The sequence below is a fragment of the Holtiella tumoricola genome (assembly GCF_027857615.1).
GTDB classification, from domain to species: domain Bacteria; phylum Bacillota; class Clostridia; order Lachnospirales; family Cellulosilyticaceae; genus Holtiella; species Holtiella tumoricola.
The window spans coordinates 1-14983 of the sequence record NZ_JAQIFT010000020.1; the positions used below are offsets into that span (position 1 = coordinate 1).

Here is a 14983-nt window from a genome sequence, read left to right on the forward strand (position 1 = left end):
ACTATCTGGCGTTGGTATAATCACTGGACCGGGACCTTCTCCTGGCTTCGCTGGCTTATTCATACCTGGTTGTTCTTCACACCCACATCCACAAGGTTCACATTCACAGTTTTCTTCTGGTTCTGTTGGTTTTATCGTAGGTTTTATAACTGGTTTTGTTATTGGAATAGCTGGAGAGGTTGGTTTAGTTGGTCTTTTAGGAAGGGCACTTTCTAACATAGTTGTTATTAAGTACTTATCCTTCGTATAACCAATAAGTACAGTATCCGTCTTACCTATGCTTTCACCTTCTACTACAATTGCTACACAATCTATGTCTTTTCCTTTTACTCCAGTTCCTTCTAGATTATCTAAATCTACTTTCCAAGTAGTTTGTTTATTCCCATCTTCCGTATTAAGATTGCCTAAACGTATAGCTTTATTCTGACTTTTACTAATCAAGTATACTGTGTATTCTCCAGGTATGTCTCGAAGATTTTGAACATAGCATTTTATTATTCCTGGTGACATGATTGTTACATGTCCGCTTGGATTTTTATTGCTCTTACCATACCCAGCCACATTTTCCTCCAAGCAAATCAAAGTATTCAAATACATAGTACTCTCCTCTTTTCTTGTACAAACTTATTACTATATATATGAATAAAATTACATCGTTAGAACAATTTTGTTTTTAGTCAAAATAAAGGAGTCACCTAAGTGACTCCTTTTAATTAGTTATTTGTATGTGCAATAACTTCGATTTCTACTTTTGCAAGTTTTGGAAGGTTTCCAACTTGAACTGCACTTCTAGCTGGGAATGGTTCTGTAAAGTATTGTGCATATACTTCATTTACAGCAACAAAATCATTGATATCTGCTAAGAAAACTGTTGTTTTAATAACATTATTGATTGATGAACCAGCTTCTTCTAATACTGCAATAAGATTTTTGCATGCTTGATGTGCTTGATCTTGTACAGTTTCTTTAAGTTCCATTGTTTCTGGATCTAAACCAAGTTGTCCTGAAGTATAAACCATTTCTCCTACTACAACTGCTTGTGAGTAAGGTCCAATTGCTTTTGGAGCTTTATCTGTTGATACAATTCTTTTTGTCATTTTAATTTCCTCCTAAATTTTATTTAATAAGTGACTTTTTTACTTTGTCTGTAGCCACCTAATATACTAAAATACTCACTCTCTTTGCTGACTTTTCCTAATGCTATTAACATATTAGCATCTTCTAAATGTCCTTCTAAGTCAACAAAAAAGTAATAATGCCACGACTTATCTTTCATAGGCCTAGATTGTATTTTAAGTAAGTTAAGACCATTGTATGCAAAGTGGGCTAAAATATGATAAAGTGCTCCACTTTCATGTTTAGTCGTAAATGCTATACTTACTTTATCACATTCCGGGAGGATTTGCATAGTTTTTGACAAAATTATGAAACGTGTATAGTTATTGGATTTAGTATTAATTCCTCTTTGAAGGATACTTAAATTATAAAGATTCGCAGCTTTTTCACTACAAATAGCAGCTTTATGCTTATTGTCTAATTGCTCAATATACTGTGCTGCCATAGCTGTATTTGCATAAGGGATGCTTTGAATATATGGGTATTGTCTGAGGTATTGCTTACATTGTCCTAGTGCTTGAGGATGGCTATAAACTTCTTCTATTTCTTCTATTTTACTTCCTTGTACACCTGCTAGATGATGAGTAACTCTGACAATCTCTTCTCCAACTATATAAAGGTTATAGTGTCCAATAAGGTCGTATACTTCTAACACTTCCCCTGTATAAGAGTTTTCAATAGGTAATACTCCATAATCTATTTCCCCTCTTACAAGAGCTTCAAAAACCTCCTCAAATTCATCATATCTCGTATAGCTTGCATCTTGATCTTTAAAATATCTTGTTGCTGCATCTTCACTAAATGATCCTATTACCCCTTGATACCCTACTTGAGGCATCTGTTTAGGTTTATATTGTAAGCCCTTTTCTATTGCATCTAGAATTTGCAAGTCACCCATATATAAATTTTCTATTGATACTTTTAGCTGTTCACGAATCCCTTTATAATTATTTTCCTCCATACTCTTATCCCCTTCTTATTGTACGTCCTTCGATGGCAGTGTATTTTTCCATCTTTCTAACCACTTCGTCAAAGCGAGCTGGTGTAATTGATTGTGGTCCATCACATAATGCTTTAGCTGGATTGTTGTGTACTTCAATGATAACCCCATCTGCTCCTGCTGCAATGGCAGCCATACACATCGGTTCTACCATGTAAGAGAATCCTGTTGCATGACTAGGATCAATGATAATAGGTAAGTGACTTAGTTTCTTAATCGCAGGAATAGCAGATAAGTCTAATGTATTTCTTGTGTAGTTTTCAAAAGTTCTAATACCTCTTTCACATAAGATTACATTATCATTTCCTCCTGCCATAATGTATTCTGCAGCCATAAGCCATTCTTCAATCGTTGAAGATAATCCTCTTTTTAATAAAATAGGTTTATTTGTTTTTCCTAACTCTTTAAGAAGAGCAAAGTTTTGCATATTTCTTGCACCTACTTGGATAACATCTACATCTTCTACGAACTTCTCAATTGTTTGTGGGTACATGATTTCTGTAACGATAGGAAGCCCTGTCTCTTGACGTGCTAATTTAAGTAGATCTAAACCATCTTCTTCTAGACCTTGGAATGCATATGGGGATGTTCTTGGTTTATATGCGCCTCCTCTTAAGAATGTAGCACCTGAAGTTTTTACACTCTTAGCAATCTCTACAATTTGTTCTTCACTTTCTACTGAGCAAGGTCCTGCAATAATTGCAAATTCTTCACCACCAATTGTACGATCAGCAATTTGGATGATACTGTTTGCTGGATGGAACGCACGATTTGCTTTCTTGAATGGTTCTCTTACACGCATTACTTTATGAATACGTTCATCTGATCCTAATTCTTCAACAACAATTTTAGATGTATCTCCAACAAGACCTAATACTGTACATTCACTTCCTTTGATAGGTTGTACTTGTACTTCGTAATTCCCTGTAATTTCTCCAATTAAACTATTTACGCCTTTTTCATCTATATCTCTTTTTAAAACAATAATCATGTTCTTACACCTCTTTCAAATTTAAGTTTATTCATTCTGATGTATAATGAAATGCTTTTTATACTTTTATGGCCGGCTTATAAAAGCATTTTATTGCACTCCTGTATAAATAAAAAAGCCCTATGCACGCTAGATGCATAGAGCCTTAGATTATTCTACGAATAATAATATGGAATCACCCTAATAACAAATGCAGCGTACGTCTATTTTTTTTACAACAAAAAGTACCAGCGCTAAAATAAAAGTAGCCCCAGCTAAAAAAGAATGTATAAAATTTTGTTGTAAACATAGAAATACGTTCCATTTTTGTTTCCTCCATAATTTTTAGTATATTAATTAAATGTATAATAATTAGTTTTTAATTAAAACCTATTATATAGCCCACGATTTTATTTGTCAATTAACTTTTTTCTATAATTGTCTATAAAATTAGATAACATAGCGTAATCTTCAAGAGAAAGAGTCTCTCCTCTTGTACTTGCACCAATACCACTTTCCTCTAAAGCATTTTTAAGATCTTCCTTATCTAAGCCTAGATTTCCATTAGATGCTAATGTATTTAAAAGGGTTTTTCTTCTTTGAGAGAATGCTGCTTTAATGATTTTAAGCATTTGTTCTGCATTGTCTACATCTACTATAGATTTTTCATGTAAAGAAAGTTTAATAACAGCTGAATCTACATTAGGACGTGGCATAAAGCAATTTTGTGGTACATTTGCTACAAGGCTTGTACTACAATAGTAATTCATAGCCACTGTAATAGCTCCATATTGCTTATTACCTGGTTTAGATGCCATACGATCTGCTACTTCTTTTTGTACCATAACTGTAATACTTTCAATTGGTAAGTTATGTTCAAGAAGCATCATAATGATTGGTGTTGTAATGTAATATGGTAAGTTAGCTACAACTTTAATCTTTCTATTTGGAGATTCTTCTTCAATAAGTGATTTAAGGTCTACTTTTAATACATCTTTATGGATTAACTTGAAATGCTCATTGTGTCCATATTCTTCTTTTAAAATCGGAATAAGCTGATCATCTATTTCAATAGAAATTACTTTACCTGCATTCTCAAGTAGGGCTTGTGTTACACTTCCAATCCCTGGACCAATCTCTATAACACAGTCCTCTTTTGTAATATCTGCAGCAGCAATGATTTTATCTAAAACTCTTGGATCAATAAGAAAGTTTTGGCCAAATTTCTTTTGGAAAGCAAAAGGATACTTATTTAATATCGCCTTCGTACCTTCAGGTGTTGCTATTCGGTTCATATCGTTCACTCCTTTACTGTTTATCATCATACCATACCCATATCAATATTGTATAGTCTACCATACTTTAGACGCAAAAAAGGAACTATTACCCTTAATGTAACAGTCCCTCTAAGCCTGTATTTTAATAATTTTTACGTTCTGCACGAACATCAACATTTTGATCTTGTAAAATATAAACTTGTTTACTACGTCTTCCAAATTGTTTACATTCACTATTTGTATTCATAAATAAGTCTATATCATAACCCTTAATAGCTCCGCCTGTATCACCTGCGATGGCAATGCCATAGCCTTCAACATATAAAACTGTCCCCAGTGGAATAATCTTAGGATCTACAGCCACCATTCCTACGAATGTAGGCATACCTGATGCTGTTTTTCCTGACCATTGATCCCCTTCAACGTCTGTGTAAGCTGTTGCTTCCAACGTAAGTGCCTTTGTATATTCATACATTTTTCCAGTAGCAGAATCTTTAATAATGTTTTTCTTTCCTTCTTGAACCACTTTTGTTACAGGTTCTTTTATTACAAATTCTTCTTTGACAGTTTCAGATTGAACTTCACCGCCAAAGCGCACGATTTCAACAGTTTTTTCTTTAAGGCCTGTTGCACCTTGTTCTATAACCTTTAATTCACCAGCTGCAAGAGTTGTTACTTCTTCTACTGTCTTTTCAAAAGGAATTTCCTCTTGTACAACTTCTACTGCAACTTCTCTTGTTTTAACACTTACTTCAACATCATCTGTGATAGGTGTATCTAACGCTGGTGTTACTTCACTATGTTCATCAAGTTTTATATGTCTATTGTCAATTAGTTCGCCAACTGTCATTGCAGATGTTTTAAATGTACTCGCTGATCCATTTACAGTAAGAACTACTGTTGGTTTCCATCTTGTAACGGTAATTTTCATACCATCCTCGATTGCTGTCTCCATACTTGGTTCAACCTCATCTTTATCACCTAAAACAATTTCTTGGGCTGCTAATATATCACTCACCGATTGATGTAATGTTTCATACTGTGTTACTTTCCCATCTTCAACAATTGCTACTGTTTTCGATAGGGATTGATACGCTGTGATTGTGCCTGTACCGAGCATAAACAGCGCCACAATCAATAAAGCTATCCTAATTCGATTTTTCATGATTACCTCCTTGAATCCGGTTGCTACTTTGATAGAAAGTTTAGTATTATTTTTATTTATCAAAGCAGTAAGGTTTCAACCTCTCATTTCTACAATCGTGCTTATCGGCGCTTTACTGGAAATAAAATATAGCATAATTTTTAAATGCTATATTATGAATTGTAATATAAATTATTTTTTAAATCAAGCTTTTTGTAATACTTTTTGCCAGGCAGTGGCTATTTTTCCATTTCTTCCATCTTACAAACCCTTATTTTTCAATGCCTCCTTTATTAATTTAAAATATTTTCCATTTTTCCAATTTAACATCTTCGTAACATTTACTTAATACCATTTATATGTTCTTAAATGTGATTTAGTACTAAAAATACAGTTTTTATTTTTATATTTTAAGTTTTTACCATTTTGTAACATTTTATACTCCATTTTATGTATTTATATATAAATATATAGATACACACAATGTTTATTAATACTAAACTTTTCATTTCAACAAAAAAGTCTCTTCATAAACAATGAAGAGACTTTTTTCTATATCTTAAAGAGTTTTTTTGTGTTTTCTAACGTTATTCTAGCTACTTCTTCTTCTGTAATTCCCTTTATTTCAGCAATCTTTTGCATTACAAATGGTAAATAAGAAGAATCATTTCTTTTTCCTCTATGAGGTACTGGCGTTAAATAAGGACAATCCGTTTCTATAAGTATAGATTCTAACGGTATACGCTCCACTACTTCTACAGTTTTTCTTGCATTCTTAAATGTTAAGGAACCACCGATTCCTATATAAAATCCTCTCTTTACATATTCAACAGCTAATTCCTGGCTACCTGAAAAGCAGTGAATAACACCTTCTTTGATACCACTATCTTTTATAATATCAAATGTGAGTTGACTTGCATCCCTACTATGAATACTTACTGGCAGGTCTAACTTCTTTGCAAGCTCTAACTGAGCTTTAAACCATTTAACTTGTTCTTCTTCTGATGAGTGATTATAGTAATAATCTAATCCAATCTCACCTATTCCTACTACTTTAGGATGTCTCGCCATTTCTTCTAATGTTTCAATGTCATTCATTGTCATTGTACTTACATCATGAGGATGTACACCTACTGTTGCATAAATAAAGGGATAGGTTTCAGCAAGAGAAATACTTTCTCTTGATGAAGGCATATCAGCACCTATATTAATAATAAACTCTACTCCTTCTTGGTGTATTCTATTTAAAAGCATGTCACGATCTTCATCGAATCGTTCATCATTGTAATGAGCATGTGAATCAAAATACATAACAATCTCCTTCTATCATTTATTAATAATCTTTACTGTGTATTATAGCAGTATTCTTTATAAAATAAACTATATCTAAGTTAAAAGACTCTATCTAAATCGCTGTGGTAGTGATTTAAATAGAGTCTTTCTCTAACCTATTAAATAATTTCTTTTTCTATTTCATAATGTTGCTCATATATATCAGGGTAACATTCATTTATAATCCACTTTTCAAAATCTCTCCACCCTTTAACTCTAGGATAACTAGAACAAGCATTTTGATTATGTGGTCTATCAAAAATTACAGGTGTTCCCCCTGCTTCTCTAAAATCTATAATATTATGCATACCATCATCTAATAGATAATCTCCTTTTACCATATGCTTCACTGAACATATAATAATGTGGTTTTGTGGAAAGAATGGCATATAGTTTCTAATCCACTCATATTTTGCTTCTACCGACCTTGGATGAGCTGCCGTTACAATATACATATCAAATAAATTACTCTCATATAACCTTTGGAATGTTTCAATAGCTTCTAATACAGGCTCTAAGTTTCTAAACAATTCCGGTTGATGCATGAGTTCTAATATTTCCTCACCAAAAATAGATACTAAGTCCCAACACACACAATCATCTGTTGTATAGTTTGTATCGTATTTCTCATTAAAGATTTCAACTACACCTTTAATATATTCTGCCAGTACGTCATCTTGGTCAATTAAGAGTACAGGTTTATGTTTTTGCAAAGTCCTCACCTTCCTTATCGCTAAATACTCCTGGGTCTTCTATCATATCTAAATAGATGTGATTTGTCCATTTACACTTTTAGGTTACTATTATTTTATTATTGAGATAATTTTTCGTTCCTTATTTGTTTTAATTTTTCAATCTCCATTAATAGAGCTTCCTTTTTACGTAAAGTGTTTTCTGGTTGTTTATTATAAGGTGAGTTTTTAAACTGAATATCTAAGGTTTGTAAAACTACCCTTAGTCTTTTAATTTCTTCGTCTATACTTTTGATGTCATTTATCATTTTTTAACTCCTTGATTTAAAAATAATCATATAAAGCGACCTTACTACGTTCTGTCTTAAAGAACGACTTCATAGATTCTGATGTTTGATTCCATTGTATCTTCTCAAGAGTATCTAAATCTAGTAGCGTTCTGAATCCAATCAATACTTGTGCAAGGTCTCTAATATCTAGTACAAAGTCTGCTTGTTTATCTGTTTTTGATACAGTTACTTCTTTATTAATGTTTATTTCAAAACAACCATCATTCCATTCACAAATATCATCCTTTACGCCTATTACAAATGTACCATTTTTTACAAAATTATAAGCTTCCAATGCTTTTTGTACATCTATAATTTTTGCCATCATATAGCTTTGAATCGATGCATTACATCTAGGATTACTAAGTACATCTAATATTAAATCATGTTCTTTTACATTCATTTGAACATTAAATACTTGGGCACTATGGGTAGAAATATAGTTCAAGAAACTTCTAAGAGTAGCCATATTACTATATTGCATCTCAACAACTTCAAAAGTTAATGTAGCATGTATGAGTTTATAGATCATATACCCTTGTATCTTACCTTCTGTGTTTCTATATAATACAGTATAATGATCTAATTTTCTACTTATACGACGTTCCCAATGATGCTTGTCCCTTATGCAAGATCCATTTAAACCTTGTATATACCCTTCATAGTAGTTATTAAGTTCTGACCTATTGGTTTCACTTAAGTATTCTATATATCCTTCATTCCTAAACTTTTTGAGTTTATCTATTTCAAATGTATAAGTTAAATTGTTATAACACCATTTCCATCCTAATTTTTGATAAAACTCATAAGAAAAAGGTGCAAGTAGAGAGTACACAGCCCCTTGTTCATACATTACTTTAATACCTTCTTTAATAAGATTACTACAAATTCCACCACTCCTATAAGTACTTGCTGTTGCTACTCCACCTAATCCTGCCATTTTAAGGCATTTACCATCTACATATATTTGACGATAAGGTATCGTTATACAACTTGCTAATACCTCACCATCAAAACTTCCTAATATAGTTTCTCTCTCCGGTGTCGATAAGTTCCAGTCTGTCTTAAAATCTTCTTCTGTGCACATTTTAAAACAATAGGTCATCAAGTCAATAAAGCGGTTTTCATAAATTGATTTATTCTCATTGATTTTAATAATCTTATTCATGTACTCTCTCCTCATACTTATCCTTATAAGCTTTATTTTAATCTTTTTATATATTTTTTGCAAAACTTTAAACATTTTCTCCTTAAACAAGCACACTTGTAAATAACTGGAAATATTATTAATATATAATACTTTAAAGGAGGTTCCTTCATGTCACGACTTCCGCAGATTGGTTCTGTATTTCCTAATTTTCATGGAACGAGTAGTACAGGTAAGTGGAGTATTGTATGTGTTTCTTCAAATACAAACAATGATACTTGTTCTAACCTTTTAGGTCATAATGATTACTTTAATAAAAATGACATTGAAATTGTGCATTTCCCAGCCCGTACATCTGATACTACTCTTTATATTATAGATTCTAATTATATACTTAGAGCAGCCCTTCATAATGATGAAAGCTCCCCATTGACTGTTACTCATTTAGTTAATATTGTTGATTCATTGCGTTCACAACACAAGCCTCAAAGTATACGTCAACAACCAGTTAATCCTGCATGCCCTGATATTGAACGAATTGTTGGTCAATATGTTCTAGGTAATCCTAGTAATGTAGACCCTTATTTATTAGATTTTGTAGTCTATGCCTTTGCTCTTATCCAACCTAACTTAACACTAGATGTCTACTCAAGACGTTATTTACAACAACTCGCAGACTTACGTTTAATTGATCCTGAATTACAAGTTATCCTAGGCATTGGTGGATGGGGTAATGATGGCTTCTCTGATGCTGCACTTACGCCTCAATCCCGCTACAACTTTGCTCGTGAAGTAAAAAAATGGGTAGATGAGTATAAACTAGATGGTGTGGATATTGATTGGGAGTATCCTGGTTCAAGTGCTGGTGGTATTAAATCTCGTCCACAAGATAGAGAGAACTTTACACTTCTTCTTCAAGCACTTAGAGATGTCTTAGGTCCTAATGCATGGATTAGTGTAGCTGGTATAGGTGATGCTACTTACATTAAAAATGTAGATATTGCTGGTATTGCACCGATCATTAATTACTTCAACTTAATGTCTTATGATTATACCGCTGGTGCTACTGGTGCTGCTGGTGCTAAACATCAATCTAACCTTTTCCCTTCTGATATGGCATTTAATAACATTAGCACTGACCTTTATATTCAAAACCTTATAGCTGCTGGTATGCCTTCAGAAAAAATCCTTCTAGGTGTTGCTTCTTATGGACGTAATGGTGCAACTATTACAAAGACCTATGATCAAATTAGACAATCTTATATTAATAAAAATGGTTATACTGTAAGATGGGATAATGTTGCTAAAGCACCTTATATTGTAGATCGAAATGGTAACTTCGTTTTAAGTTTTGATAATAATATTTCAATCTACTTTAAAGGTCAATACGTTATTGATAATTGTTTAGGTGGTATCTTCTCTTGGCAAGCCAATATGGATAAAGCTAATATTCTAGCTAATGCTATGAATTTATCTATTAACGACCCAGCCGAACTTGAAGATATCTTAAAGAAAGAATACCTAGGCGAATAGTATAAAAATAACTACCACTAATTTTCTAGAATAGTGGTAGTTATTTTTATACTATAATTTAATTTTTATACAAATCCTATTGATAATGTTATAGGTTACGATATATTATATAGATTGTCTTTAAATTTTAACTCAAAGTCTAGAGTTTAAAATTATATTATCTTCGGAGGAATACTAGAATGAAAAAACTTTCATCCAGTATCCAAGCAAAATTCCTATTGCTTTCTGTAGGTATGATCTGTATTGGCTTATCTATCATGCTATTTCTTATGATGCATCGTGTAACCCTTATGGCTCAACTCAACTACACTCAAAATTCAAGAGAGCAAATGAATATTGTTTCGGATACTATCCAAACTTTTTATGAACAGGTAGACCAAAATATCAATATGATGGCTACAAATCCTATTATCAAAACAAGTGTAGGACATATTACAAGCTATAAAGATGTTCCTACAGAAACTTTTATGACTCCAGCTACTAATGGAGGCACTGAACAAATAGCTTATGAGGTATTTGATCATTATGCCATTAATCATCCTGGAACTAAATATGTTTATTTTGCAACAAATGATAGCGGTTATCTAAACTGGCCAGAAACAACTATATCTGCTCAATACGATCCTCGTGAGAGGGCATGGTATAAAGATGCTGAACAAGCACGTGGTAATATTATTCGTACAGCGCCTTATATTGATGCAACTAATACAATGATTATTAGTAATGCACGTGCTGTACTTGATGAACTTGGTAATATTCTCGGCGTAATTGGAATTGACGTAGAACAATCTGCTATTAGCGATATTCTTAGTTCTATGAAACTTGGACGTACAGGCTATTTCATGCTTGTCCATGATACGGGTATGATTATGGCCGATGGTAATAATCCTGATAATAATTATAAACAGATTGATGAAGTAAATATTGATGGCTTAGAAAAAATATTTGATACAAGCTTACCTAGCTTTAATATAAAAATTGATGACCAAGCCTACCAAGTTAATGCACAAAAAGTTGAAGGTACTGATTGGACTATCGCTTCTCTTATTACTGATAAAGAGCTTAAAGCAACTGCACGTCAAATCTCTACACTTTTCATTATAGTCTCACTGGTAATCTTAGCTATTATTAGTGCCTGCATTATTTTTGTTGTAAGACGTATTACTATTCCTATTAAACGTTCTGCCGAACATCTTAATGATATTAGTCGTACAGATTTTTCTAGAGATATTAATGAATCCTTCTTAAATATGAAGGATGAAGTTGGTGTTATCTTCAAGGGTATTAATGCTATGAAAAATGCATTACTTCAGCTCATTTCTAATATTAAAAATGAGTCACATTCTATTGAAGATAAAATCACAACTGTTAAAGAAAATATTGTATCTCTTAATATGCATTTAGAAGATATTTCTGCTACTACTGAAGAGCTTGCATCAAATATGGAAGAAACATCTGCTACTACTGAACAGATGACAACAATCTCTCAAGATATCCAAAAAGCAGTTAGTTTTATTGCTGAAAGATCTAGCCAGGGTGCTCAAGATGCAAAAGAAATCAACCAACGTGCTATTGCTACTAAAGAAAATGTACATCAATCTCATCAGAAATCTCAACTTATCTTCAGCGATACCAAAGCTAAATTAGAAGAAGCTATTGTCTCTTCTCAAGTTGTTAAACAAATTGATGTTCTTTCTGAATCTATTATGCAAATTACAGAACAAACTAACCTTTTAGCCCTTAATGCGGCTATTGAGGCGGCTCGTGCTGGTGAAGCTGGACGTGGTTTCTCTGTCGTAGCTGAAGAGATTAGAAAGCTTGCTGAGCAATCTAAAGAAGCTGTTACTAAAATTCAAGTGATTACTGATACTGTTCAAAGTTCAGTAGGGAATCTATCTGATAGTGCTAATGAGCTTCTTAACTATGTGACAACAGATGTAGATGCTGATTATCAAATGATGCTAGAAGTAGCAGACCACTATAGTCATGATGCAAACTATGTAGATGCACTAGTTACAGAATTCAGTGCTGCAACCCAGGAACTCACAAGTTCCATGGAAAATATCTTACAATCTATTGAATGGGTGTCTCAAGCATCTTGTGAAGGTGCTATTGGTACAAGTAATATTGCAGATAAAGTCTACGGTATTACACACTCTTCTTCTGAGGTTATGGAACAGATTTTAGAAACTAAAGAAAGCGTAGATAAACTTGCTCATGAAGTTGCTAAGTTTAAAATCTAGTACATAACAATTTATAAAAATAGACATTCTTTATAAACACTGCTATTATATTATTAATTAAAATTTAGCTTAAACAAAAGGGAGATAAAACTAATATAAAAATTAGTTTTATCTCCCTTTTTATAGGTTATTTATATATTTTTAATAATCTATTACTAATAGATTATTTTACTTCTGCTCCGTCAACCATTTCTCCAAGTGGCCCTACAGCAACAAGGTTACCTTCATCATCTGATGCACAAAGTACCATACCTTCTGAAAGGATACCACGTAACTTAACTGGTTTAAGGTTTGTTACAACAACTACTTTTCTACCTACAAATTCTTCTGGTGTGTAGTATTTAGCAATACCAGATACAATTTGTCTTACTTCATCACCTATTTTAATTTTAGATACAAGAAGCTTGTCTGCTTTTGGTACACGTTCACATTCAATAACTTCACCAACTTTAAGTTCTACTTTACCGAAGTCATCAATTGTGATTTCTTCTTTTTTAGGTTTAGTTGGTTTTTCTTCTTGTGGTGCTGCAGCTGCTTGAGTTGCTTTCATTGCCGCTTCTAACTCTGCAAGTTCTTTTTCTTTATCAATACGTGGGAACATATTTGTTCCTTTTTTAGCATGTACAGTATTTGGCATTGTACCCCATGTATGGATTGTATCCCAAGCTGTAAGCTCTCCACGTGTTAAACCAATTTGTTCCCAGATAAGTTCTGGTGTACGAGGCATAAATGGTTCAATCATAATACTTACAATACGTAAACCTTCTGCTAATGTGTAAAGTACACCTGCAAGTTTAGCTTTGTTTGTTTCATCTTTTGCAAGTACCCATGGCATTGTTTCATCAATGTATTTGTTAAATCTTCTAATGATTACCCAAATATCTTCAAGCGCATTGTTGAAGAAGAGTTTCTCCATATTTGCTTCCATTTTAGCGATTTGTTCTGTGATAATTTGTTGTACATCCGCATCAAACTCATTGCCTTCATGTACTTCTGGTAATACACCACCTTCGAAGTATTTTTCAATCATTGCAACTGTACGAGATGTAAGGTTACCAAGGTCATTTGCAAGGTCAGAGTTAATACGTGAAATAAGTGCTTCATTTGTAAAGTTACCATCTTGTCCAAAAGCAATTTCACGAAGAAGGAAGTAACGAATTGCATCACTACCATAACGATTTACAAGAACGCTAGGGTCTACTACGTTACCTTTAGATTTACTCATTTTACCACCATCAATTACAAGCCATCCATGACCAAATACTTGTTTTGGAAGTGGAAGATCAAGAGCCATAAGAATAGCTGGCCAAATAATTGTATGGAAACGAATAATCTCTTTACCTACTAAATGTACATCTGCTGGCCAGAACTTATTGTAAAGTTCTTGATTATCACTACCGTATCCAAGTGCTGAGATATAGTTTGATAACGCATCAAGCCATACATATACAACGTGATTTGTATCAAATTCTACTGGAATACCCCATTTGAATGATGTACGAGATACGCAAAGGTCTTCAAGACCTGGACGAAGGAAGTTATTAAGCATCTCATTTTGTCTTGTTTGTGGTTGAATAAATTCTGGATGATCTTCAATATGTTTAATTAAACGATCTTGGTATTTAGAAAGCTTGAAGAAGTATGATTCTTCTTTTACTTTTTCTACTGGTCTACCACAGTCTGGACATTTACCATCTACAAGTTGGTGTTCTGTAAAGAATGTTTCACAAGGTGTACAGTACATACCTTCATATTCACTTTTATAGATATCCCCTTTGTCATAAAGTGCCTTGAAGATTTTTTGTACAGTTACCTTATGGTCTTCATCTGTTGTACGGATAAATTTATCATAACTGATGTCCATTGTTTTCCAAAGATCTTTAATCCAATCTACAATGTTATCTACAAATGCTTGAGGTGTTACACCTTCTTCAGCCGCACGACGTTCAATCTTTTGTCCATGTTCATCTGTTCCTGTAAGGAACATTACATCATATCCACGAAGTCTTTTATATCTTGACATGGCATCTGCTGCCACTGTTGTGTACGAATGTCCAATATGAAGCTTATTACTTGGATAATAAATAGGGGTTGTAATATAAAATGTTGGTTTGCTCATTACGCCCTAGCCTCCTTAAAGTTTATTTTTCATTATCTCTTATAGTATTATAGATACAAATGTATCCATTGACAACAACCA

13 protein-coding genes are annotated in these 14983 nt (G+C 33.1%); 2 read left to right on the forward strand and 11 right to left on the reverse strand.

The window, feature by feature from the left end; all coding sequences use genetic code 11:
- The 10 genes from PBV87_RS05465 to PBV87_RS05510 all read right to left on the reverse strand — a co-directional run.
- Window positions 1-597 (reverse strand): DUF7922 domain-containing protein (locus PBV87_RS05465; protein ID WP_271011430.1); only part of this gene is annotated, 597 nt, incomplete at its 3' end.
- Between the two features lie 116 nt (window positions 598-713).
- A complete protein-coding gene (locus PBV87_RS05470) occupies window positions 714-1097 on the reverse strand; it encodes a RidA family protein (RefSeq protein WP_271011431.1) in 384 nt (127 codons plus the stop codon).
- Between the two features lie 23 nt (window positions 1098-1120).
- A complete protein-coding gene (gene pheA, locus PBV87_RS05475; protein ID WP_271011432.1) occupies window positions 1121-2077 on the reverse strand; it encodes a prephenate dehydratase in 957 nt (318 codons plus the stop codon).
- A 4-nt stretch (window positions 2078-2081) separates the two neighbouring features.
- Entirely contained in the window at window positions 2082-3107 is a 1026-nt protein-coding gene (gene aroF, locus PBV87_RS05480; RefSeq protein WP_053982611.1) for a 3-deoxy-7-phosphoheptulonate synthase, read from the reverse strand.
- 389 nt (window positions 3108-3496) lie between these two features.
- A complete protein-coding gene (gene rsmA / locus PBV87_RS05485; RefSeq protein WP_053982612.1) occupies window positions 3497-4381 on the reverse strand; it encodes a 16S rRNA (adenine(1518)-N(6)/adenine(1519)-N(6))-dimethyltransferase RsmA in 885 nt (294 codons plus the stop codon).
- A gap of 124 nt (window positions 4382-4505) precedes the next feature.
- On the reverse strand, window positions 4506-5528 hold the full coding sequence (locus tag PBV87_RS05490; RefSeq protein ID WP_053982613.1) for a 3D domain-containing protein: 1023 nt from the start codon (window positions 5526-5528) through the stop codon (window positions 4506-4508).
- Window positions 5529-6059: 531 nt separating this feature from the next.
- The gene (locus PBV87_RS05495) at window positions 6060-6818 is read right to left on the reverse strand and encodes a TatD family hydrolase (protein WP_271011433.1); all 759 of its coding nucleotides are present in this window, start codon (window positions 6816-6818) and stop codon (window positions 6060-6062) included.
- Between the two features lie 140 nt (window positions 6819-6958).
- Window positions 6959-7552: a 5' nucleotidase, NT5C type gene (locus tag PBV87_RS05500; RefSeq protein WP_271011434.1), complete on the reverse strand. Its 594-nt coding sequence runs from the start codon at window positions 7550-7552 to the stop codon at window positions 6959-6961.
- 98 nt (window positions 7553-7650) lie between these two features.
- A complete protein-coding gene (locus tag PBV87_RS05505; RefSeq protein WP_271011435.1) occupies window positions 7651-7839 on the reverse strand; it encodes a hypothetical protein in 189 nt (62 codons plus the stop codon).
- Window positions 7840-7855: 16 nt separating this feature from the next.
- Entirely contained in the window at window positions 7856-9028 is a 1173-nt protein-coding gene (locus PBV87_RS05510) for a GNAT family N-acetyltransferase (RefSeq protein WP_271011436.1), read from the reverse strand.
- 150 nt (window positions 9029-9178) lie between these two features.
- Between PBV87_RS05510 and PBV87_RS05515 the strand changes: the two genes are divergently transcribed.
- Both PBV87_RS05515 and PBV87_RS05520 read left to right on the forward strand, forming a co-directional pair.
- Window positions 9179-10540: a glycoside hydrolase family 18 protein gene (locus PBV87_RS05515; protein WP_082238532.1), complete on the forward strand. Its 1362-nt coding sequence runs from the start codon at window positions 9179-9181 to the stop codon at window positions 10538-10540.
- A gap of 179 nt (window positions 10541-10719) precedes the next feature.
- A complete protein-coding gene (locus PBV87_RS05520) occupies window positions 10720-12783 on the forward strand; it encodes a methyl-accepting chemotaxis protein (RefSeq protein ID WP_271011437.1) in 2064 nt (687 codons plus the stop codon).
- A 163-nt stretch (window positions 12784-12946) separates the two neighbouring features.
- Here PBV87_RS05520 and metG read toward each other — a convergent pair whose 3' ends face one another.
- Window positions 12947-14902: a methionine--tRNA ligase gene (metG, locus tag PBV87_RS05525; RefSeq protein ID WP_271011438.1), complete on the reverse strand. Its 1956-nt coding sequence runs from the start codon at window positions 14900-14902 to the stop codon at window positions 12947-12949.
- Window positions 14903-14983: the final 81 nt, after the last annotated feature.